Source organism: Tolypothrix sp. FACHB-123, from assembly GCF_014697075.1.
Lineage (GTDB): Bacteria > Cyanobacteriota > Cyanobacteriia > Cyanobacteriales > Nostocaceae > Aulosira.
In genome coordinates this window covers 226,470-249,209 of the sequence record NZ_JACJRE010000004.1, presented here as the reverse complement: position 1 = coordinate 249,209, position 22,740 = coordinate 226,470, and the positions used below count along the sequence as shown (strand labels likewise).

At 40.8% G+C, this 22,740-nt stretch carries 16 protein-coding genes and 1 pseudogene; 4 read left to right on the top strand and 13 right to left on the bottom strand.

Going from position 1 to position 22,740, the window contains the following annotated elements:
• Positions 1-714: 714 nt before the first annotated feature.
• From H6G41_RS04855 to H6G41_RS04845, 3 genes are all read right to left on the bottom strand, one after another.
• Positions 715-1,065 carry a cupin domain-containing protein gene (locus H6G41_RS04855; RefSeq protein WP_190744079.1) on the bottom strand — a complete coding sequence of 117 codons (351 nt, stop codon included), beginning with the start codon at positions 1,063-1,065 and terminating at the stop codon, positions 715-717.
• A 6-nt stretch (positions 1,066-1,071) separates the two neighbouring features.
• Entirely contained in the window at positions 1,072-3,966 is a 2,895-nt protein-coding gene (locus H6G41_RS04850; protein ID WP_190744077.1) for a glycerol-3-phosphate acyltransferase, read from the bottom strand.
• A gap of 191 nt (positions 3,967-4,157) precedes the next feature.
• The gene (locus H6G41_RS04845; protein WP_190744074.1) at positions 4,158-4,298 is read right to left on the bottom strand and encodes a hypothetical protein; all 141 of its coding nucleotides are present in this window, start codon (positions 4,296-4,298) and stop codon (positions 4,158-4,160) included.
• Positions 4,299-4,699: 401 nt separating this feature from the next.
• Between H6G41_RS04845 and H6G41_RS04840 the strand changes: the two genes are divergently transcribed.
• Positions 4,700-5,662, top strand: a complete 963-nt coding sequence (locus tag H6G41_RS04840) for an SGNH/GDSL hydrolase family protein (RefSeq protein ID WP_190744072.1) — start codon at positions 4,700-4,702, stop codon at positions 5,660-5,662.
• Positions 5,663-5,683: 21 nt separating this feature from the next.
• Here H6G41_RS04840 and H6G41_RS04835 read toward each other — a convergent pair whose 3' ends face one another.
• From H6G41_RS04835 to H6G41_RS04810, 6 genes and pseudogenes are all read right to left on the bottom strand, one after another.
• On the bottom strand, positions 5,684-8,830 hold the full coding sequence (locus H6G41_RS04835) for a TIR domain-containing protein (RefSeq protein WP_190744070.1): 3,147 nt from the start codon (positions 8,828-8,830) through the stop codon (positions 5,684-5,686).
• A gap of 141 nt (positions 8,831-8,971) precedes the next feature.
• Positions 8,972-11,209 (bottom strand): TRAFs-binding domain-containing protein, encoded by a 2,238-nt coding sequence (locus tag H6G41_RS04830; protein ID WP_190744068.1) that lies wholly within the window; start codon positions 11,207-11,209, stop codon positions 8,972-8,974.
• 142 nt (positions 11,210-11,351) lie between these two features.
• The gene (locus H6G41_RS04825; protein ID WP_190744066.1) at positions 11,352-11,708 is read right to left on the bottom strand and encodes a hypothetical protein; all 357 of its coding nucleotides are present in this window, start codon (positions 11,706-11,708) and stop codon (positions 11,352-11,354) included.
• 82 nt (positions 11,709-11,790) lie between these two features.
• On the bottom strand, positions 11,791-12,078 hold the full coding sequence (locus tag H6G41_RS04820) for a DUF2934 domain-containing protein (protein WP_190744064.1): 288 nt from the start codon (positions 12,076-12,078) through the stop codon (positions 11,791-11,793).
• 133 nt (positions 12,079-12,211) lie between these two features.
• Positions 12,212-13,945, bottom strand: a complete 1,734-nt coding sequence (cobJ, locus tag H6G41_RS04815; protein ID WP_190744062.1) for a precorrin-3B C(17)-methyltransferase — start codon at positions 13,943-13,945, stop codon at positions 12,212-12,214.
• 68 nt (positions 13,946-14,013) lie between these two features.
• Positions 14,014-14,184, bottom strand: a pseudogene (locus H6G41_RS04810) (zinc ribbon domain-containing protein); the annotation flags it as partial.
• A 155-nt stretch (positions 14,185-14,339) separates the two neighbouring features.
• Here H6G41_RS04810 and H6G41_RS04805 point away from each other — a divergent pair.
• Positions 14,340-15,329 (top strand): folate-binding protein YgfZ, encoded by a 990-nt coding sequence (locus H6G41_RS04805; protein WP_190744060.1) that lies wholly within the window; start codon positions 14,340-14,342, stop codon positions 15,327-15,329.
• A 100-nt stretch (positions 15,330-15,429) separates the two neighbouring features.
• Here the strand turns inward: H6G41_RS04805 and H6G41_RS04800 are convergent, their stop codons facing one another.
• The 4 genes from H6G41_RS04800 to trxB all read right to left on the bottom strand — a co-directional run bounded on the left by H6G41_RS04800 (position 15,430) and on the right by trxB (position 19,287).
• Entirely contained in the window at positions 15,430-16,263 is an 834-nt protein-coding gene (locus H6G41_RS04800; protein ID WP_190744058.1) for a DUF5331 domain-containing protein, read from the bottom strand.
• A 54-nt stretch (positions 16,264-16,317) separates the two neighbouring features.
• Positions 16,318-16,650: a ferredoxin gene (locus H6G41_RS04795; protein ID WP_190744056.1), complete on the bottom strand. Its 333-nt coding sequence runs from the start codon at positions 16,648-16,650 to the stop codon at positions 16,318-16,320.
• Positions 16,651-16,808: 158 nt separating this feature from the next.
• On the bottom strand, positions 16,809-17,783 hold the full coding sequence (locus H6G41_RS04790; protein ID WP_190744053.1) for a cysteine synthase A: 975 nt from the start codon (positions 17,781-17,783) through the stop codon (positions 16,809-16,811).
• A 130-nt stretch (positions 17,784-17,913) separates the two neighbouring features.
• Entirely contained in the window at positions 17,914-19,287 is a 1,374-nt protein-coding gene (gene trxB / locus H6G41_RS04785) for a thioredoxin-disulfide reductase (protein WP_190744051.1), read from the bottom strand.
• 286 nt (positions 19,288-19,573) lie between these two features.
• Between trxB and H6G41_RS04780 the strand changes: the two genes are divergently transcribed.
• Both H6G41_RS04780 and H6G41_RS04775 read left to right on the top strand, forming a co-directional pair.
• Complete coding sequence (locus H6G41_RS04780; protein WP_190744049.1) at positions 19,574-20,110, top strand: type IV pilin-like G/H family protein; 537 nt, start codon at positions 19,574-19,576, stop codon at positions 20,108-20,110.
• 336 nt (positions 20,111-20,446) lie between these two features.
• Positions 20,447-22,669 (top strand): O-linked N-acetylglucosamine transferase, SPINDLY family protein, encoded by a 2,223-nt coding sequence (locus tag H6G41_RS04775; protein WP_190744047.1) that lies wholly within the window; start codon positions 20,447-20,449, stop codon positions 22,667-22,669.
• Positions 22,670-22,740: the final 71 nt, after the last annotated feature.

Here is a 22,740-nt window from a genome sequence, read left to right as displayed (position 1 = left end):
TCAAATATTTTTATCTCTTTTCATAAATAAATTTAGGCGCTTTAGACCTAATATTTGGGGCTAATTCTTCTCCCTATTCCCTGTTAAAAGTTCCCTGTTAAGAGTTCCCGTCCCGAAGGGGCTTGGTAAAAGCGAGGAAAAGCTTAAACCCTTGTCATTGCCAGGAATATAGACACGAAGTGGCTTCCCAAAGGGTAGCAATCGCAATATATATTTAATTTTGCACAACCAATTATTTGTCAAAGACATAATACCCAGGTTTTCCACACAAGAAATGTTAGATGCTAAGTCTGTTTGTAAATTTGGTTTTAAAACATCAGGATAAATTAATTCCAGAAACATATATTTTCTGGAATTAATTACGAAAATTGACTCTGATGCATAGTGCCAATCTCAGATAGGAAAGGCTTGGGAAAAAGACTAATCAAAAAATTGATTATGACTCAGTTCTTGGAAGCAGAAGTGTTAGTCATCAATATCATTGGAAGATTTTTAAACTATACATTGTTTACTCCCTACATAGATCATTTATATAGGTAATTATTAAATAAATATTTAGATTAATAGCATAGAGAAAAGTTTATATATTTTCCCTAGTTATCGGATTGATAATTATTACTAAGTAAAGTTCTTGATGGAATGATGTATGGATCTAAAATCCTTGTGTAGTCAAGACTTCCACTAGTGAATTCGCTGACTACACAACCGTAAAAATTATCTAGCCGACTTTTTCCCGCGCAAACCAAAGTAGGTGAGAATCAGTTCACTTTTACCTGTATTCACAACTTCGTGGACTTCTCCTGGTTCTACAGCTACACATTGACCGGGAACCAAAGCATATTCTTTGCCGTCAACATAGATAGTCCCTGCACCAACTTCCACAAAGAACACTTCAGACATATCTTGATGGGCGTGGGCGGGGGCGCTTTGTCCAGGAGCAAAACGCGCTTGGGAGAAGTTTGTCAAATGAGGCAAATCTCCCAAGCGCAGCATGACTTTTTTCTTGATTTGGGGGTTATGAGATACGGGTTGTTCTGGTAATTCGTTCAGGCAAGTGGTAATCATTCGGATCTATTCAGGTCTCAAATCATTGGATAATTCCACAATACCCCTAGATCCATCTATCCGTACTCGCTGCCCATCTTGGAGTAACCAGGTGGCACCACGTACATCCATAATTGCGGGAATACCGTATTCACGGGCAACGATCGCACCGTGAGAAAGTCTACCTCCAGCCTCAGCAATTAACCCGCCAGCCCTTACCAGGATTGGTGCCCAGGCGGAGTCTGTGTAAGGAACTACCAAAATAGTTTCTCGATCTATGGTTGGTAGGTTTTGTAAATTACGTAACACCTTCACTTTCCCCTCAGCTTGTCCGTGACTGGCGGGTATACCCTGTAAAACTTGGTCGGAGTACAATGCTGAGGGGGTTAGGGGATGGGGTGGTGTATGACCGTAAACTAAAAGAGGGATTTGGGTAATTTGGCTATCTTGGGCAAATTGCGATCGCCTTTTTTCTAGTAATTTATGTAACTGGTTGCTAAATTCCACATCCGTCGCGGCGACTAAATTACCAATTTCCTCCAATTCCAGAAAAAATATATCGCCAGCTTCTTTCAGTAAGCCAGATTTTAACCAAATCTGCTCTAAAGCGACAAAACTCCAGCGTAATTCCGCTAACAACCGAGAATAAACTTCGGTAACTCTACCTTTTAAATCCACGCGGCGTTGGACATTTCCCCGTTTGCGTTTTCCGGAAAAAACTTGATTAATCGGATCTACACCGTCTATGGAAGCTTCACTTCCTTGCATTAATTGCACAAACAACTGTTTGACATATTCGGGGTTTTCTTTCCAAGTGCTAACGGAGATATCTGTACCAACTTCGCTTAAATAGCCGTAATCTTGCAGCAGTTCGTTAAAATCGTAAATAATATTCTGTCCTTGTGGCGTTGCTTCCAACTGCTCAAAGACTTTCTCTAGCTCAAATTCGGGTAAGGCTTGTTTGGCATTTTGGGCTAAAGCACTGAGCGATCGCAATACGGCTACCTCTGGTGCCACACTATTATCAATCTCTCCATCTTTCACCCGATAAATTTTTTGTCTGATCGCCGCACTGATAGGAGCGAAAATACTATAGTAAGTGCCAAGACGCAGCACTTCTAAAATCATATCTACTCGCGCCAATAAATCGGCTGGTTCCAGTTGTTCGATAGATTCGTGGGCTAATTGAGATAATACAGGGACAAACTTCTCGCGGTAATCGCGCTTAAAGTCGTTTTCCAAATCCATTTCCCGGCGAACTAACCGCAGCAATCCCGGTATATTCTGCAAAGTGGAAATTAAGGGCGGTTTACTTAAGCTATCGCCTCTGGTTAAAAATTCTAAACTTTCTGGCGGTAAACCCATCCGCAGAAATATCTGCCCTAGGAGCGATGCATTAAAATATGCCCTGGAGTAATGCAGAGTTGCAGTTTCGGCAAAATCTAATCCTAAAACGCGATCGCCTAAACCTAATGTAAATATTTCCCCCCAGACCCCACAAGTTAAAGGACGGTTCACCGACCAAGTTAAGGGATGAATCACCCCAGGAATAACTTCGGCGGCGATTTTTCTTGTCCAGATGGGTAATAAAGTAGTGATGGGTCTGGCTTGTAATACCCACAAAGTTTGACCATCGTAACTCCACTCAATATCTTGGGGAATACCGTGGTAACGTTTTTCTAAACGTCGAGCTAATAATGCGACTTGTTTAATTAATGCTTGTGGTACTCTCCCTGTACCTTCTAATTGTACGGAAGAGAAATTTTCTGTCTCCACTACAAAAGCCCGATATTGTTCCGGGGTGACTCTCCCAGAGACAACTTGACTGGCGCTACCGGGTAAAGCTTCAATGACAATGGCATCGCCTTGCTGAGTGATGGGATCGCGACTGAAAGCTACACCAGAATAAACACTTTGGACTTGTTGCTGAATCAGCACCGCCATTGCTTGGTCTGGTAACCCGCGATCGCGTCTGTATTGTACTGCCATAGCATTATCGTAGGAAGCTCTGACTTGAGCGATCGCTTCTGCTAATTTCTGTTCGCTGGTAACGTTCAACACCGTTTCATATTGTCCAGCCGCTGAAGCTTGTTCTGAGTCTTCCCCAATCGCTGAAGAACGCACTACTAAAGGTGATAATTCCGAAGGCTGGAAAAAGTCAATTACTCCCGTGGGATCATCATCGGGAGCCAGTACCCATCCTTTGGGAACTGGATAACCCCAGCGCTTGAGTTGGGATAGTGTCGCTGCTTTGTGTCCAACTTTTGTCTCATCTAATTCATCCTTGAGAGACATCAGCTTGGTTTCAGCGCCCAAAAATTCTAGCATCGCTTTCGATTCTGGTTTCGCACCTTGCGCCGAGAGTTTCAGGTCATCAGGAATTTTCGTATAAATCCAAGCTAATAAGCCCGCCAAGCTAGCCGCTGCGATAATGCGGGGAAAATCTTCAGCGTGCAGTATTAAGACAAATAGAGGAAATAACAGCAAAACACCAAATTTGACTATTTTTTTTGATTGTAAAACTGTAAAGCTAATAGCAGCTAAAAAACCTGTAAAACCTGCCACGAGTGGATCGTGTACCAAAAATCCCCAGACGACGTTTGTTGTCCCGGCTCCTTTGCCTAAGGAGTATCTGCCAATTACCAAGGCTATGAGGGCTATTAGTTCCCAAGTTGACCCTTCACCAAAAAAAGCACGGGCGATGAGAACTGCTGCAATTCCCTTCAAAGCTTCTGATAATACGGCAAGAATCCCTACCAGTTTGCCACCGTGGTAAAAAGCAGCTGACACACTGATATTTCCCGTACCAAGTCTAGCTAATTGCCTCCCTGTAAGGGCGTAGGTAATCCAGGCAATCAGCGGTAACGCACCCAGCAAGGGGCAGACAATTAAAACAGTTAAGGCACCCCAAAGTTCAGACATCTTGGATTTTGGATTTTAGATTTATTTTGCACTTTGCATCTGGCATCTCAAATCTCAAATCTAAAATCTTGCGGAAATTCTATTGATGCTTTCAAGGGCGCTTTGAAGAGTTGGGCAAGGTACACTTGGCTTAGGCAGAAGCCATTTTGGCAAGTGACCTGCCAACTAACCAAATACTAAGCAGCTAACTGTTAGTTTAGCGCATAGGCAGCTTGTAATGCCCAAATAATTAGAGCAGCAATCGAACCCAATAGCAGCACGGTAGAGATAGTGACCACTTTTGGTGAATCTGCCCCGTCAAATTTCATGATTCCGCGATTTAAGTCGGACATAGCTTTGTAAGCCTCCTTTGTTACAGTGCTAATTTGTCCGTTTTGATTGTAGTCCTTATGTTCAAGGATAGTATTAAAATGTCATGATTATTTTGTTTAAGCTTTGCAACGAAATTTATTTTCATTTTTCAATTAAACGTAGCATTTTATACGCTATACATCAGAAGTTTTTGCCAATTTAATTTGGATACTTAATAGTTGTTGGTAAAAAGTATCTCTAAAATCTCTATTAATAAAAGTGATTTAAAATACCAACTTAGAATTTGTATTGCATGAATATATTGAGACACACAACAGAAAAATAGCTGAAGAATCTGTCTCAGGGCTGAAAATAAAATAGTATAATTTAATACTTTATCCTTTGGCGATTAATTTTTCTAAATTAATTGGAGAGCAGTCCCATGAAATTAGTATCGCTGATAGTATTGGCAGTAATTATTGTGTTACTGATAGCAATTGAGGTGGGACTGCGATCGCTATTTGGTTTTGCTAATCCCCTGATTTATATTAGCGATCCCCAAATAGGTTATTTGTTAGCACCGAACCAAAAAACTCGTCGATTTGGCAATCGCATTGAGATTAATGAATATTCTATGCGTAGCCAGCCGATTACCAAAACACCTGCACCTGCTACCATCCGGGTGTTAATTTTGGGCGACTCCATCGCTAATGGTGGTTGGTGGACAGATCAAGATCATACAATTTCGCAGTTACTGACGCGCGCTTTAGCTTCAGCCACTAAAGGTAAATATCAACAAGTCGAAGTATTAAATGCATCAGCCAACTCTTGGGGGCCGAGAAATGAATTAGCTTATCTGCAAAGATTTGGGAGCTTTCAAGCCCAGATGGTAGTGCTATTAATTAATACCGATGATTTATTTGCTACTGCTCCCACATCCTTACCAGTAGGACGCGATCGCAATTACCCAGATCGGAAACCGCCTCTAGCGATTATAGAACTTTGGCAGCGTTATATAATCAAAGACAAGCCACATCCAGAACTTCAAGCCAGACAAAAAGAATCAGGCGATCGCGTGGGGATAAATTTAGCAGCAATTGGTAAAATCCAGGCGCTAACCCAACAAAGCAACAGCCAATTTCTGTTAGTCATGACTCCCCTATTGCGAGAAATCGGCGAACCAGGTTCTCGCGATTATGAAATTAAGGCGCGTCAACGGTTAAAGGAATTTACCCAAGCGCAGCAGATTACTTATATAGATGTATTGCCAATATTTAACGCTACTCCCAATGTGGAAGCCTTGTATCAAGACCACATTCACCTCAACTTACAAGGTAATCAGGTACTCAGCCAAATCATAGAGCGATCGCTTTTAGGAATAATTGAGGAAGTGCGATCGTATTAAGATTATGCGTCAGTCCTGAACTTAATTTGCAGCTTCTAACAATGACTTTGCTTTTGCCTCGGGGTCAAATTTTAAGTTGGGATTCCACTTCAAAGCTTGACGAAAGCTAGTAACAGCTTCTTGGCTAGCACCGTTTCTTGCTTGTTCCTCACCTTCCGCAATCAAAAATGGTGCAGCTGCCATCAAAATGGATGGATTTTGGCATACTGAAAGTGCTTCCAAGTCTTGAGGATGGGTAACAAGGTAATCGTGCAGCCAGTTACAACCTCTTTGCAAAAGAGTATCTAAGCTTTCTACAGGCCAAATTCTTGCTGTCTTGTCATCACTGGCGGTAACAATAAGTTTGCCATCAGGACTAAAACTGGCATTGTTGACATCTTGTTGATGCCCATTGAATTGTGCTAAAAGCTTACCCGTTTTGTCCCACATTTGCACTGTGTTAGCAGAAACAGTGAGAATCAGCTTGTTATCCTGGCTAAAACTGGCATTTATTACTCTACTTGGATGCCCTTGAAGTTGGGCTAACAGCTTACCTGTAGTGTTCCATACCCGTGCCGTATTATCATTACTGGCAGTGACAATAAGTTTGCCATCAGGGCTAAAACTGGCATTATTGACCCTATCCAGATGTCCTTTAAGTTGGGCTAACAGTTTACCAGTAGTGTCCCATATTCGTGCTGTCTTATCCCACGAAGCAGTGACAATAAGTTTGCCATCAGGGCTAAAACTGGCATTGTCAACTTTATCCAGATGCCCTTTAAGTTGGGCTAATAGTTTACCATTTGTGTCCCATACTCGCGCTGCCTTATCCCACGAGGCAGTGACAATAAGTTTGCCATCAGGGCTAAAACTGGCATTCATAATCGGCTCTTTATGCCCTTTAATCTGAGTTAAAAGCTTACCTGTGATATCCCACACCCGCGCTGTGTTGTCATCACTGGCAGTGACAATTAGTTTGCTATCAGGGCTAAAATTGGCATTGACGATTCCACCTTGATGCCCTTGGAGTTGGGCTAACAGCTTACCTGTAGTGTTCCATACCCGCGCTGTCTTGTCAAAGGAGGCAGTAACAATCAACTTACTATCAGGACTAAAACTAGCATTGTATACAGAACTTTTATGCCCTTGGAGTTGAGCTAAGAGTTTACCATTTTTGTCCCACACCCGCGCTGTCTTGTCATTACTAGCAGTGACAATCAGCTTACCATTAGGGCTAAAACTAGCATTGTATACAGTACTCTGATGCCCCTTGAGTGGCGCTAACAGCTTACTCCTTATGTCCCATAACCGCGCTGTCTCGTCAATAGAGGCAGTGACAATCAAGTTACTATCAGGGCTAAAACTGGCATTCATTGCTATCTGCCGATGTCCTTTGAGTTGGGTTAACAGCTTACCACTTATGTCCCATACCCGTACTGTCTTGTCAAAGGATGTAGTAACAATCAACTTACTATCAGGACTAAAATTGACATTTCTGAGCTTATCCTGATGTCCTTTGAGTTGGGCTAAAAGTTTACCATTTGTGTCCCATACCCTTGCTGTTTTGTCATCACTGGCAGTAACAATCAGCTTACCATCGGGGCTAAAAATAGCTTTGATGACCTGATCCTGATGTCCTTGAAATTGGGCTAAAAGTTTACCATTTGTGTCCCATACCCTTGCTGTCTTATCCTCACTAGCGGTCAGAATCAGCTTACCATCAGGGCTAAAACTAGCATTTTTGAGCTTATTCTGATGTCCTTGGAGTTGGGTTAACAGTTTACCAGTTATGTCCCACACTCGTGCTGTTTTGTCTTCACTGGCAGTAAGAATCAGCTTGCCATCAGGGCTAAAACTAGCATTTCTGAGCTTATCCTGATGTCCTTTAAGTTGGGCTAACAGTTTACCAGTTGTGTCCCACACTCGTGCTGTTTTGTCAAAGGATGCAGTAAGAATTAGCTTGCCATCAGGGCTAAAACTAGCACTTCTGACCAAACCCTGATGCCCCTGGAGTTGAGCTAAAAGCTTACCAGTTGTGTCCCACACCCGCGCTGTGTTGTCAGAGGAACTAGTGACAATCAGCTTACCATCAGGACTAAAATTGACATTGTTGACCTCTCCTTGATGCCCTTTAAGTTGGGCTAACAATTTACCAGTGGTGTCCCACACCCGCGCTGTCTTATCAAAGGATGCAGTGACAATAAACTTGCCATCAGGGCTAAAACTGGTATTGATAATTAGATCTTTATGCCCTGTAAGCTGCGTCCGTTCTTGAATCCCATCTAAAATTCTTTGTAAAGCTAATATGGGGCTAGCGGCTGGATATTGTTCTAAAGGGCGACCATCTTTAACTATTGATTGCAATCCTTGCCCTGCTATCATGGCTGTAAGTAAGGCTGTGATTGATTGAGTTTCAAATTGCTGTAAAGCTGCTACTCCCTCGCGCTCTAACTTTGTGCCTTCTTGTGCTTCATGAATCGTTTTGTTTGCCCAGACTCCAGCTATTGCTGCTAATAGTAACGTCACAATCAGCATCCCAGAGCTAATGCGAACCATTTGCCTTGCTTGGTGTCCAGCTTTCATCAATCTTTGATAAGCTGTTTCGGCTTCGCGGCTTTTAAGAATATAGTTTTTTTGCTGTTCTGTTGGTTGGGGTTGTTGAGTAGTACTAGAGACAAGCCATTTTTCTGCTGCGTCTAAATCAGTTCCACGTACCAAAAAGCTATCATTACGTCCTTTATTCTCCCATTCCAGTGCCCGAATCAGCAAGCGCGTATGCCCGCGCACATATTCTAAATTTGTATCAATTGCTTTAATTAGGTGGGCAAAAACATTGTCGAAATCATCTTGTTCCCGAAAGAACAGCCAGTTGTGGCGAGAAAGGGCTGGATGAACTTGCTCTATGTCGAAGCCTTCTCTATGTAAAATGGGCACAAGACGCTTATTGTTTTTGATTGCATGTTCAATTTCTTGATTGCAGACTTTAGAGACAACTGAATCTGGGCTAATAACAAAGACAAAGGTGTTAGTTGCTTCAATCCCTGTTTCAATTTCTGCCCACCAATCAGCAGTTAAGGGAATATCTTTCCAGTCAACCCAAGTTTGACGATTGTGAGCTTTGAGTGCGTTTTGGAGTATAAAGACGAACTCCTTGTCTTTGCGTGAATAGGAGATAAAAACGTCTGTCATGTGATTTGCTCAGTCTGCATCTCACTTAGTGCCAACTTAGTGAAACTACTATAATCTTTGTTGTGTTTTTTGTCATTATTTTTACCTAAATAGATTAGCAAAAAAAATAACTTTGCTCTCTAGATAGCTGTTGTGCGATCGCTAAAAACTTCTTTGTCGGCGTACATGATAGGTGGGAAAGGTGCCATATCCTTTGGCAAAAGGGATTTGTCCAACGTAATCGCAGGTAAAATCTTGCACTCCTAGACTGCAAGCTAGGGCTGCAAAAGCTTGACTTCCGTAAACTTTACCTGGTGGAGTTATCGGTTCAATTCTGGCAGCATAGCTAACATGAGTGCCAATATAGCTGGTATCTTTAGTCACAGGGTTAACATATTGGTAAACTGGGCCTGCGTGCAATGAAATCCGTAAATTAAGATTTTCGGGCAGACCTTTTTCTAACCAGTTAGTATGTTGAATGAGATCGCATAAATCTAGGGCAAAATTGCCAGCATCAGTCACACTAGGAAAGACATAATATAGGGCATCTCCCCAGGTATTTTTGACTAATGATGCATAATTTGATTTAGCTTCAAGTTCAGCAACAGCACCAAGAAAATATTCTACATATCGCGGAATTTGTTCTTCCGTTAAGGTTGAGTATTTGACAACATCAGCAAACAAAAGTGCCATCACTTCTCTAGATTCTGTTTGATTGCTGGATTGTTGATTAATATTTATTTGTGGTTGGCGATCGCGTAATAAAATATTATCCTTTACAGCAGTATTTTGCATCAATTTGAGATTGATGATTTCTACCTCATAACCCCATGCTTGCCAAGTTTCAATTGTCCAAGCTGTACCGCCAGATCCATCACCTGGTTGACCATCCCAAACAGCAAGATGTATTAATTCTGTATCGAGTAATTCGGCTCGCATTTTGCCTAAACCATGTACAACCCGATTGGCATATTCATACAAAATATTACTGTCTTCTAAATTATGATGGGAGCAAATGATAACTTCATTCGCCCTTGCTATTAAGTTTTCATATCTTTGCTTCCAATCACTATTAGGAATAATATCAACGGAATTATGTATAAATTCTGCACTATCATAAGGCAGTACAATATGAATCTCCCCATTGAGTTCAAGAATTGCTTCTAAAAATAAAATATCGGCACCACAAGCGGCGGAAGCATATCCTATTTTGGCATCATAATTTATCAGCCGTTCTTTGATAGCTTGATAAACTTGTGCTTCTAATTCAGGCGGAAATCTGGGAATTTTTCTTTCGGGGCGGTCAATTGTGTGTCCGCTAAAAACAACCGTACGGGGAAGTTGAAACCATTCTCCAAGGCGCTGGCTATTTCCTTCTAAATACTCCAGCAGAAGTTTAGCATTGCGACGGGTAGAACTAATATCTCCAAGTCTTCCTTTCCCGATTTCTACTGCTTTTTTATACCATGCTTCTGCTGCTGACCAATCTTGTAAAATCAGGGACGCTTCACCTAATGTTGCTAATAACCAATAATCCTTTTCTGCTTGTTGTAAACATTGCTCTTGCACCTGAGTTGCAATTTCTTTTGCTGTTACTTCTTCTCCCTTTAATAGAGTCATAGTAGCAGCATTAATTCCTGGGTAGTAACTGCCAGTTAATTGATAAGCTTGTTGATATCTTGCGGCGGCTAATTTCAGATGACTTTGTTTTTCTTCTGGGGTAGTTGCTTGCAGGTAAAGGTCTTTATGAGTTCGAGCAAGAAGAGAGATAGTTTCGCGATCTGATGCTCCTGATTCTACTAGTTGTAATAGCAGGGAATTAGCTCGTAAACTTGCACCACTCCGCGCCAATGCTAAAGCTAAAAGTTGCTTTAATCTAATATTATTTTCCCAGTGTTTTAGTCCATCAGTAATAACATCATAAGCCATTAAAGGTTCGCCTAGTTGGAGGATTGTTTCACCTAAGACAATATAAATATCTGGGGAATGAGGTTTAATTTTAATTGTTTCTCTACCAATTGCCAATAAAGAACTTAAATTTAATTCTGAAGAATCTTTAAGGTTTTGTAGCATTACAGCCAATTGTTGTTCTTCTTTTTCATCTGCTAAGGAATTTCCTTTACCTTCAAGGCGATAGCCTAAAGCTAATAGCACCTTGATAACTCCTAAGGCTGTATTGCGATCGTATTGTTTTTCTGATTCTGATAATTCTTCATAGGGAACTAATCCAGGATGTTCTTTGCGGATATCATCTCGTTGTATACCAAATTTCCATCCTTCTGCTATGCGTTGCTGTGCCCAAATTTCATGTGTATTTTTGGCAAGTAATTCAGTTAATTTGAGATGTTCGCTATTGACAATCGCTTTTGAAGTATCTATTGGTTCTGGCTTGTATATCATTTTTATTACTTATGTTTATGATTTTAAATATTCATATAAATTGTAAATTGTGTTTCAATTATATGTATTAAAAAGTAAGAGCACAACAGATGTTGTGCCCTGAGATAATATCTACTTCATGAGTAATTATTTTGAATGTTTCTTAATAAACTAATGGCTTTGCACCCTGCATATTTCTTAAAGAATTGATACAAGCCGGACAATCACAACCGAATAAATCGATAGCCATATCGCTTTCTGCATCATTAAACTCTAGCATCGGTACGTTATCTGTAGATACAGGTTCGCTTTCTGACTGATATTTAGGAATTTGTGCCAAAACAGAAGCTCTAGCGCAGACTAAACCAATTTTATGTTTATTACGGATACAGGTGAGACGATCTTCTGTATTTGCAGGTTGTGGCTCGATAGCTTGGGCTTGATTAATCACGATTCCTGTAGACAGGATAGAGCTAATAACTACAGGAGTTGAAAGTAAGTGAAGTAAGAATTTGTTCATTGGGTTTCTAGGTCAAGAATTTCCACTACTTAAATGAGCCGATTTCATCTTACAGTACAAATTAATATGCATCAGGAATGCATCAGGATCGTAAGTTTTTTAACTCTGTCAACTCTTTTTCAGCCTGAAGCCAATATTCTATAGATTTTCCTTCTAGATAGCCTGTTTGTTGCCAGATTGTATAAGCTCGCCAACGAATTTGCTCCTCATCTGGGCGGTTACTGATAAAAAACTCACAATAATTAGTCGTCAAATTATAAGGTGCTGTTCCAAAAAAATCTTGGCGACCAAAGATTTCGGATGTAAAACGGTAACACCCTTGTTTAAACGGACAATTTTGTCCGGGACACATAGTAATGTCATAAGGCATAGAGTAATCCGATGTGAGTTTTGAAGTTATTTCATCATTTCATCAGCTGTATTGGTTGCTGCATCAAGATAAACCGTAACGTAACTAGTGCTTGTGAGCTAACTCACCCAATTATTGTTGAAACATTGCGATTTTAACTGTATCGACGGGGAGTGTAAACGGAGACGTTACCATCAGGGCGCTGAATCTTCTTAGTTTTACTAGAGCCAATAAGAATCATGGTTCGCATATCGGCTACTGTCGGTGCTAATTCTTCAAGGGTAATTACTTTTACAGCTTGTCCAGTTCGTCCGAGATTTCGCCCTAAGACTACTGGCGTGTCAGGCGTTCTATAACGCAGTAAGATATTTCTCGCTTCCGTTAATTGCCAAGTACGCTCTTTCGATACAGGATTGTAGAAAGCGATCGCAAAATCAGCTTCAGCCGCAGCCGCAATTCGCTGTTCAATTATTGACCAAGGTTTTAAAATATCTGAAAGGGAAATAGTACAAAAATCATGTCCCAAGGGTGCGCCAATAGCAGCAGCTGCGGCTTGCATAGCAGAAATTCCCGGTGCAACATGAATTTCTACGCTGTCCCATTCAGGTTTATTTTGGCAATCTAAAACCTCAAAAATTGCTGTCGCCATCGCATAAATCCCCGGATCGCCAGAAGATACCACAGCCACATATCGCCCTTGGGCTGCTAAATCTAGCGCCATTTCCGCCCGTGGAATTTCTTCGCGATTATCAGAATCATGTCGTTGCTTACCTTCACCCAGGGAACCCACTAAATTTAGATAAGTTGTATAACCTACCAAATCAGTAGCCGACTTGAGGATTTCCTTAACTTCCGGAGACATCCACTCTTGACTACCCGGCCCTGTACCAATCACAGCTAATCGTCCCCGTGATTGTCCGATATTGTTGGGGTTGATGGGTTCGGGGGAAATTGCGATCGCTATTCCTTTCTCTGTCTTAATTACCTCTGCATCTTTTCCTGTAGCTGCAATAGCTACCGCTTGGCTGGGGCTATAACCCTGTGATAATAAACTGTCTAAGTGATTTGAGGTAAAAAACCGTGCAGGCACTTCTAAAGCGCTAGCAACAGCATGAATTACCGGATTGGCGGCGATGGCGAGGGGCGCAAATACTCCAGCTATCGATGCAGGTGCAAGTTTCGCCTCTGTTAATACTTGCTGTATGGATGCTAGTACCTCATCCTCAGTTCCAGAAATTTCACTAATAGCGATCGCAATTGTGGCAGGATGGTAGATTAAACAATTTGGTGTAGGCTGAAGCAAGCGATCGCTAATTTTAATCGTCAAGTTTCCATTTGGATCAATGGGTAATTGACTGTTAGTTAACCAAGGTGCTATTCCTTCCAACTTTACCTGCGCTCCAGCTAGCAAATCGGAAATAAAAGTTTTCGCATCATCAGGATTAGCCAAATAATAACCAGCAGGCGGAGACAAAAGCGCGGTGCGAAATCGAATATCGCCGGTAGTTGTAATTGCGGCTTTCACCTCAAAAACCTCAGCAATCCGCCTTGCTAAATCGTTTACCCCACTCAATCCACCTAAAAGAGGAACAACCGCGCTACCATCTTCAGCTACAGCGACTACTGGCGGTTCTTGGCGTTTATCAGAAATCATCGGCGCTAGGGTTCTAATTAAAATACCCGCAGCACAAATCCCAATCAGTGGCGTTCCCTGGGCGAATAACTCCCGCACTGTCTCACCAAAACTACTAAAGCTGACATCTACCTCACTAGTACGTCCCGCCAACCCGTATAACGTCGCCCCTGGTAAAACACTGATTATTTTGCGTGCTACTGCTACACTATTTTGACCCAACACCACAACAGCAGGTGCAACCTTCGTCATCATAAAAATTCTGGAACTGTATATTAGGTATATTGACACTCCACCGCCCTACAAGGGCGGGAATTCTTGGTTCAAAGTCCAATCTTACCTTCGCAGGATTGCTCCAACGAAGCTAGAGGATCAAACTCCCCAAGCTTATAAGATCCGATGTGCCCCACCGTACTTAATCCCTTGTGCAAGATGTTAATAGCAGCATTGATGTCTCTATCCCCAACGAATCCACAATGATGACAAATATCAGTAGTCATTTGTCATTTGTCATTTGTCCTCCTTGTCTCTCTTATCTCCCTTGTCTCCCTTATCTCCCTTCCATGCCCCATGCCCCTTGAACCAATCAAAGATAATTTGGTAATATTCCAATGCGAAACCATTGAAACAAAAGCAACTCTTCATTACCATGCCAACATCTGCAATTGACGCTCAAGACGCAGCAGCTATCCAAGCGGTAACAGAAGGTGTTGCTGTATGCGATCGCTCTTTTTTTGGACGCATTCGTGTTTCTGATGATGACCGTATCCGCTTTTTACACAACCAAAGTACTAACGATTTCCAAAGCTTAAAACCTGGGCAAGGCTGCGATACGGTAATGGTAACATCAACAGCCCGCACCATTGATTTAGTTACTGCCTACGTTTTAGAAGATGCGGTTTTATTGTTGGTTTCGCCTAACCGTCGCGAATTTATCATGCAGTGGTTAGACCGCTATATCTTTTTTGCTGATAAAGTGCAATTGACCGATGTAACTGCTGAAAATGCAACCTTTAGCCTCATCGGCACCGAAAGTCATGGAATTATCAAAAAATTAGGCGCAGAATCAATTATCGGTCAACCCTATGGAACTCATGTAATAGTCAACGGTAACTTAATTATTGCTGTTGGTAGTGGCTTGGCTTCTCCTGGATATACCCTAATTTTTCCCACTTCCGAAAAAGAGAAACTGTGGAATCAAATTTTAGAATTAGGTGCAGTAGAATTGAGCGATCGCGCTTGGGATACGTTACGAATATTACAAGGGCGACCCATCCCAGAGGCAGAACTCACAGATGATTACAATCCCCTAGAAGTTGGCTTGTGGCAGACTATATCCTTTAATAAAGGCTGCTATATCGGACAAGAAACCATTGCCAGATTGAATACATATAAAGGTGTAAAACAAAACCTCTGGGGGATTCGCTTGAGTGGTTTTGCGGAAATTGGCAGTGCGATCGCCGTTGGGGATGAAAAAGTGGGTAAACTTACCAGTTACACCCAAACAGCCGACGGACACTTTGGACTAGGTTACATTCGCACCAAAGCTGGCGGTGTTGGCTTAAAAGTCCAAGTAGGAGAAACCGAGGGCGAAGTAGTAGCAGTACCCTTTGTTTCTCACGAATATCCTTCAGTTTAAAGTTTTATACTGACTGAACTTATGGCTGAAAATTAGTCCTTAGTCAATAGTCAACAGTAAAAACTGTTCTAATGACAAAGGACAAATGACAAATGACTATTCAAAAATGAATAAAAATAGCTTCCTCTGGATTCCAATCAACACCTTGACAAAATTCATCCACCCAAGAAGCTAGACTGCTGGCATTACTACTAGGTGAGATGTTAGTTTTAGTAGGAACAACAGGCAATTGGATCTTCAACGGGGTATCATTGCTGGGAATTTTGATAGCAACAGCCAGCGATTTCAAGCTGGTGTAGTTTTGGGGAATCTCAGTAGGCATTGCCGACGGTAAAATAGTTGTGCTTTGCCTAGAAATCTCAGTAGCTGGCTTTTCCATAACAAGCGTCGTCGCTGAGGATTCCCGAGTGACTGGGGTAGCCACTGGAACTGATGCTATTGGTTGGCGATCGCGAACTACTTCATTAGCTCCCGTAAACGATGATACATTAATCTTGGTTGGAGCCATATCGCCAAGCGGCTGCTCAGAATTTAATATTCTTGTTGGCGAGTTAGAAATATCCTCTAAATTTTCCGTTACCAAAGATACATGCTGAACTCGATCCTCAATTTCTGTTAACGGCTCATTTGAGAATGAGTCAGCAGCCATAAAATCATCTTGAATTATCAAATCCAACTCTTCGTCAGGACTGAAGTTAAGACCCAAAGCCGCAATAATTTTATCAGGGTTATTGCTGAGTTCAGTTAAAAAATCAAGTATCTGTTCAAACTGCGGTTCTAATACAGATAAAGTCGCCAACATAAAACCAGAACAAGGCCGGCGCACCCTATCATAAGTACCCCAGATTCGCATTTTTACTAACCAAGGGCGATTTTGTGCGTAATAACCCAGCCACTTCATTTTTAATGATTGACGTAGCTGCTGAATATTCATTGGCTTCCTCACTTCGGTCAACAAAGAGTGCAGACTGATATATTTTGAAACACTTTATCCCAGGGGATGAAACCGATAATAAAGCATCTGCTTGACTCTTTGATCGCCTAATAGATGTTGTTCTACCAATAGAGGTACTTCACTGGGTTGAACGCCGCTATACCAGACCATCTCAGGTAATACTAATACCATAGGGCCATTGCCACATTGTCCTAAACAACTGCTAGCTGTAACAATGACACCAGCAACAGGTAAAGCAGCAAAGGCCGCTAAAACATCTACAGCACCTTGTTTTTTACAAGCACGGTTTTGGCAAACGCGCACGCATTTGGGCGAAGAATTGGGATCTGTTCTAGGAAAATCCGATGATTGAGTGGTGTTTGACATATTTTATCAACCACAGAGACGCAGAGGAGTCAGTGCGTTGCGCGGGTTTCCCGCGTTGTAGCAACTGACGTGGCGCAGAGGAGAGAGACAACGGGAAGACATAACAACTGTACAGACGCGATTAATCGCGTCTCTGACAAATGACCAATGACTATTGACTAATCCACAGAAAGCCCTTTAGACGCTAACCATTCATGATTGAATATCCGTGACTGATAGCGGGAACCACTATCACACAAAATGGTAACAATGGTATGTCCGGGGCCTAACTGCTTGGCTAAAGCAACAGCCGCAGCCACATTAATCCCTGTGGAGCCACCCATTAATAATCCATCTTTTCTCAGCAGTTGATAAACTACTCGCAAAGCTTCTTTATCATCTATCTGAATCGCATCATCGGCTGGTACGCTTTCCATATTCGCTGTAATGCGACTGTTTCCAATACCTTCAGTGATGGAACTACCTTCTATGCTGATTTCACCAGTTTTGATATAGCTATAAAGCCCACTACCTAAAGGATCTGCCACAACGCATTTAACTGCTGGATTCTTTTCTTTTAAGTAAAGTGCCACACCAGCAAATGTACCGCCAGTTCCCGTTGCAGCTACCCAACCATCAACCTTACCATCTGTTTGCGCCCAAATTTCTGGCCCTGTAGTTTCATAATGGGCTTGGCGGTTAGCTAAATTATCAAATTGATTCGCCCAAATTGCATTATCTAATTCAGCCGCTATTCTCCCAGAGAGTTTGACGTAATTATTAGGGTCTTTATAAGGTACAGCAGGAACCGGGCGAACTTCTGCACCTAGAGTTGTTAATGCGTCTATTTTTTCTTGAGACTGTGTATTTGGAATAATAATTAGGCATTTGTAACCTTTAGCGTTACAAATATGCGCCAATCCAATACCAGTATTACCTGCGGTACCTTCAACTACTGTACCACCTGGTTTGAGCAAGCCTTTCTTTTCTGCATCTTCAATAATATAAAGTGCAGCGCGGTCTTTAACGGAACCACCGGGGTTGAGGAATTCTGCTTTAGCGAGAATTTCGCACCCTGTTTCTTCACTAAAGCTGTTTAAGCGAATTAAAGGTGTATTCCCAATAGTGCCGACGAAGCCATTTTTGATATCCATTTTTGCCTGTACCTAAGTTCTGTCTATAAAAATTTTGGCTTATAGTGGCGGCAATATGGATGTATTCTATCAAGGAAAATGGGCATGGGGCATTGGGCATTTATCTCCCTCATCCCCAAATCCCAGTACTTCAAAGATTACTTTCAACTAATTGGCGATACTCGCTTTTCTGCTTCACACCTTTGACTTCTTTGATCAGTTCCTTATTTTTGAACAATTGAATCGTCGGTGTACCTGTCACCCCAGCATTTTCGGCAATCTCGCGGTCTTTATCGATATCAATTTCAATAAAGTGAATTTTGCCGTCAAATTCATCAACCACTTTATTGAGTATTGGTTTCAAGGTATGACAAGGGCCGCAACCAGGAGCTACATATTTTACCAGAAGTAAGCGATCGCTTTCATGGAAAAGTTTCCGCAAAGCATAACCACCTTCATGTCGTGTCGTATTTACACTAAATTCGGCTTGTTGTTCAGCTTCGGTTTTCTTCGCTGCTGGCTGATGTTCTAATTCATTAGTTGGTGTTTCTGGTTGTTGATGAAATTCTTGAATCAAACCATTAGAAGATAACCAGCGTTCAGCCAACATCGCGGACATACAACCAGTCCCCGCAGCCGTAATTGCTTGGCGAAACTCATGGTCTTGCACATCACCAGCCGCAAATACACCTTCAACGCTGGTTTCTACAGAACCATGCTTAGTAGCAACATATCCGACTTCATCTAGTTCTAGTTGTCCCTTAAATAAAGAAGTATTCGGAGTGTGACCAATAGCGTAGAACAAACCCTTTACGTGTAGTTTGCTTTCTTCGCCAGTTTTGGTATTGCGGATTTTCACCCCGTCCATGTGGCCGTTACCAAAGATATCTACGGCTTCTGTGTTCCAATGTACCTGGATTTTGGGATTGCTCAAAACCCTGTCTTGCATAGCTTTAGAAGCCCGCATTTTATCAGAACGCACCAGCAGATTGACTTTAGAGCCATACTTGGTTAAGTAAATTGACTCTTCCGCCGCCGAGTCACCAGCACCAATCACAGCCAGTTCCGCACCGTGGAAAATCGGCGTCGCACCATCGCAAATCGCACAAGCAGAAATTCCTCGACTCCAAAATTCATGTTCGCTGGGTAAACCTAAACGCTTGGCGGTTGCACCAGTGGCAATAATAATACTGTTGGCTTTAACTTCCCTTTCCTCTGAGCGCACAGTAAACGGACGCTGAGTCAAATCAACTGATATTACATCTTCTGTATATAACTCAGCCCCCCAGCGTTCAGCTTGCGCCTTCATCCTATCCATCAATTCCGGCCCGGTAATCCCTTGGGGAAACCCAGGAAAGTTTTCAACTTCCGTCGTTGTCATCAATTGCCCACCAGGCAAACCCCCTGCTTGGAAGCCTTCAAATACCACAGGTTTCAAGTTAGCTCGCCCGGCATATATCGCCGCCGTGTATCCTGCTGGCCCAGAACCGATAATTACCAAATTTTCTACTGTCGGGTTGGTCATAACAGTTATACAAACTCATAACGACTACGCTTAATATAGCATAACAAACTGCGATCGCAATTGGGAAGACTAGCGAATTGAGAGCGATCGCAGGTTACAAGTAGATATGCGCAACATTAATCAGCCTCAATCCCATCAGGAAAGTCTTGTTTGATTACCTTCAGTATTATGAAAGTCTAAAATACAACTAAAAAAATATTTTTAGTACTAGTGATATGAAACTGTAATGAAATGGGTAAGTTCTTTCTAGAACAAACAACTCACCCAGACCGCAGGGAAAACACTTATGAAAACCGAACTTAAAGCAAAATTCCTTCAGCACATTCTCGGTAAAAAGAAAGACGAACAAGGTTTTACACTTATTGAACTGTTGGTAGTAATCATTATTATCGGTATTCTGTCTGCGATCGCTCTACCTTCATTCCTCAACCAAGCCAAGAAAGCTAAACAATCAGAATCTAAGACCTATGTTGGTTCTATGAACAAAGGTCAACAAGCTTACTACACAGAAAATGACACTTTTGCATCTACTGTGAATGACACAGGGATTGGTATTAAAACCACAACTAGCAACTATTCATACTTTACATCAGCAGTAACAGGAACTGCTACTGCTGCTTATGCAACGAGCTACTCAACAGCAATTGCCAGTGGACTGAAAAACTATGGTGGTAGAGTTTACTTAGAATCCGTAGGTGCCAACTCTGAATTAACCAGTATTGCTTTCCTTTGTGAAGGCAACAATGTAGGAACCAGTGGGGCTGCTTTGATAGATGGTGCAGGCAGTACTACTTGCAACGGTAGCGGCAAGTTTATTAAATAAATATCAATCAATTATCTACTCTTACTATATGCAAGTAAGAGACATATATATATTCACCTCCTAAGAATTTTGCAGGGGGTGAATATTTTTTAATATTTAATGAGTTTAAAAGTTATGTTTATTTTTGAGAATATAATTACAATTTAAGTTTGTAAAATCCTCTTGCATGTCTTTTTGCGCAAATATTTTTAATCATAAAAGCAAATTTTTGTAAAGAAATTGTAAATCAAAATATAATATTGAGACTTGTTTTCAAGAAATAAAATTAGCTTTATAACTTTACTGAAAATCCAATATTAAGATATAACAGAACAGTAAATGAACTGAGATTTTAATATGACTGCTATCCAGCCTCTTGCTAACAAAAATATTTGGCAACAGCAAGCAGAAAAATACCTAATTGAAGAAAACTATAGTGCGGCAGCTAGTCTTTACGAACAAGCAATTGAAATAGAGCCAGATATCAAGTCTCACTACTGGAATTTAGGATTAATGTTGCTTCTGCAAGGTCAAGAAACCGAAGCACAAATGACTTGGTTTATGGCATTATCAGATACTGATGAAATGTATACAGCAGATTTGCTAGAAGTTTTGCTAACCGAAGCTAAACGTCGAGCAACTATTAATGATTATCAAGTTGCATGGGCAATTCGTCAACATATAAAGGAAATTGACCCAGAAAATATAAATAATTTATTACATATTGTCAAGCTTGCTATTTTATTGAATAATTTTAGTGATGACATTACTAACTTACTAGAAGCAATCACTATTTTATTACCAATACAAATAGATAGTTGCGATACTGATTTATTGTTGAATGTAATTGTAAACCTTTTAATATATACGCCCAAAGAAGATGCATTACTCACTTTCTTTGAAGCTTGTCTAAAATATTTTCCAGAACCATTTAATATTATTGATACAGCAATGCTGGAGATTATAAACATAGCATTTTTCAAACAAATGCCTGAATTAGCATCACGCTTTGGAGAATTATGTTTACAACGAGTCCCCAATCATCGAGGAGTCATTATACAGTTATCATATTTTTACCAAAATGCTCAAAAGTATTTACAGGGTATAGAAACAGCTAAACTCTATTACGAATTAGCAACCACAGCATCTGAAAAAGTTTGTGCATACTCCATAATATTAAGAGGTTTAATGACATCTGGTAGTTATTGGGAAGAAGTATGTACTAGCTTGCAGCAGCAAGTATTACTAGCAAAACAAGTAATCAAAGAAAACCCTGATAATCTGGAAAAAGTGACTGCTGCTAGGCTTTTTAATTCCTTATTTTTCCTGCCATATATTTATGACGATCCTAAAAATAATCACTGGTTTCAACATAGAATTTCTAGTTTATGCCAAGCTAATATAATTCAACATCATAGCGAGATGTCCACACGTCAAAATGAGTTATTAGCTTCCCGTAAAAAAAATATTAATAAAAATAAAAAAGCTCTTAATATAGGTTATATTTCTCACTGTTTAAAAAGACATTCTGTAGGATGGCTCTGCCGATGGCTTTTTCAACATCACGATCCGGAAAAATTTAAAATTCATAGCTATTTTATATTCGATTCAGAAATTGTAGAACAGTTCACAAAAAAATATTTTATTAACAAATCTGAAAAATTTCATAAATTTGGGTTACGTGATTATGGCATTTGGGATCAAATCCAATCAGATGAAATTGATATTCTAGTTGATTTAGATAGTATTACATTAGATCATTCATGTGAGTTAATGTCTATAAAATCTGCGCCCATTCAAGTGACTTGGTTAGGTTGGGATGCTTCTGGATTGCCATCAATCGATTATTTTATTGCTGATCCTTATGTGTTACCTGAATCAGCACAGGATTATTACAGCGAAACAATTTGGAGATTACCCCAAACTTATATAGCTGTTGATGGTTTTGAAGTAGATGTACCTAACTTACGAAGGGAACATCTAGATATTCCTAGTGATGCCATAGTTTATTTCATGACTCAAAAAGGATATAAAAGACATCAAGAACACCTGCAATTACAGTTAAAAATTATTGGAGAAGTGCCTAATAGTTATCTTCTGATTAAAGGTGATGCAGATCTAGAATCATCAAAAGAATTTTTTGAATGTATGGCAGAAGAAGAGGGAGTTGATTTTTCCCGGCTCAGATTTTTACCTGGTGCGCCTACCGAAGCAATCCATCGTGCTAATTTAGCAATTGCTGATGTTGTTCTTGATACCTATCCTTACAATGGCGCTACAACAACATTAGAAACTTTGTGGATGTGTATACCTGTAGTCACCAGAGTTGGGCAACAATTTGCAGCACGTAATAGCTACACAATGATGATTAATGCAGGTATTACAGAAGGCATCGCTTGGACTGAAGATGAGTATGTAGAATGGGGTGTACGCTTGGGTAAAGATGAAAAATTACGACAACAAATTTCATGGAAACTTCGTCAATCAAGGCATACAGCACCTTTGTGGAATGCAAAGCAATTTACTCGTGATATGGAAAAAGCTTACGAGCAAATGTGGCAACGGTATGTTGATGGGTAATGATATCAAATATAAAACCCATAACCAATAGTAGATGAAAAGCTTGCTTGTGCGAGCTTTTTTTATGCATG

Coding starts and splice junctions, on each gene's coding strand:
- H6G41_RS04855 (WP_190744079.1), bottom strand. CDS start 1,065: ATGATTACCACTTGCCTGAACGAATTACCAGAACAACCCGTATCTCAT.
- H6G41_RS04850 (WP_190744077.1), bottom strand. CDS start 3,966: ATGTCTGAACTTTGGGGTGCCTTAACTGTTTTAATTGTCTGCCCCTTG.
- H6G41_RS04845 (WP_190744074.1), bottom strand. CDS start 4,298: ATGTCCGACTTAAATCGCGGAATCATGAAATTTGACGGGGCAGATTCA.
- H6G41_RS04840 (WP_190744072.1), top strand. CDS start 4,700: ATGAAATTAGTATCGCTGATAGTATTGGCAGTAATTATTGTGTTACTG.
- H6G41_RS04835 (WP_190744070.1), bottom strand. CDS start 8,830: ATGACAGACGTTTTTATCTCCTATTCACGCAAAGACAAGGAGTTCGTC.
- H6G41_RS04830 (WP_190744068.1), bottom strand. CDS start 11,209: ATGATATACAAGCCAGAACCAATAGATACTTCAAAAGCGATTGTCAAT.
- H6G41_RS04825 (WP_190744066.1), bottom strand. CDS start 11,708: ATGAACAAATTCTTACTTCACTTACTTTCAACTCCTGTAGTTATTAGC.
- H6G41_RS04820 (WP_190744064.1), bottom strand. CDS start 12,078: ATGCCTTATGACATTACTATGTGTCCCGGACAAAATTGTCCGTTTAAA.
- cobJ (WP_190744062.1), bottom strand. CDS start 13,945: ATGATGACGAAGGTTGCACCTGCTGTTGTGGTGTTGGGTCAAAATAGT.
- H6G41_RS04805 (WP_190744060.1), top strand. CDS start 14,340: ATGCCAACATCTGCAATTGACGCTCAAGACGCAGCAGCTATCCAAGCG.
- H6G41_RS04800 (WP_190744058.1), bottom strand. CDS start 16,263: ATGAATATTCAGCAGCTACGTCAATCATTAAAAATGAAGTGGCTGGGT.
- H6G41_RS04795 (WP_190744056.1), bottom strand. CDS start 16,650: ATGTCAAACACCACTCAATCATCGGATTTTCCTAGAACAGATCCCAAT.
- H6G41_RS04790 (WP_190744053.1), bottom strand. CDS start 17,783: ATGGATATCAAAAATGGCTTCGTCGGCACTATTGGGAATACACCTTTA.
- trxB (WP_190744051.1), bottom strand. CDS start 19,287: ATGACCAACCCGACAGTAGAAAATTTGGTAATTATCGGTTCTGGGCCA.
- H6G41_RS04780 (WP_190744049.1), top strand. CDS start 19,574: ATGAAAACCGAACTTAAAGCAAAATTCCTTCAGCACATTCTCGGTAAA.
- H6G41_RS04775 (WP_190744047.1), top strand. CDS start 20,447: ATGACTGCTATCCAGCCTCTTGCTAACAAAAATATTTGGCAACAGCAA.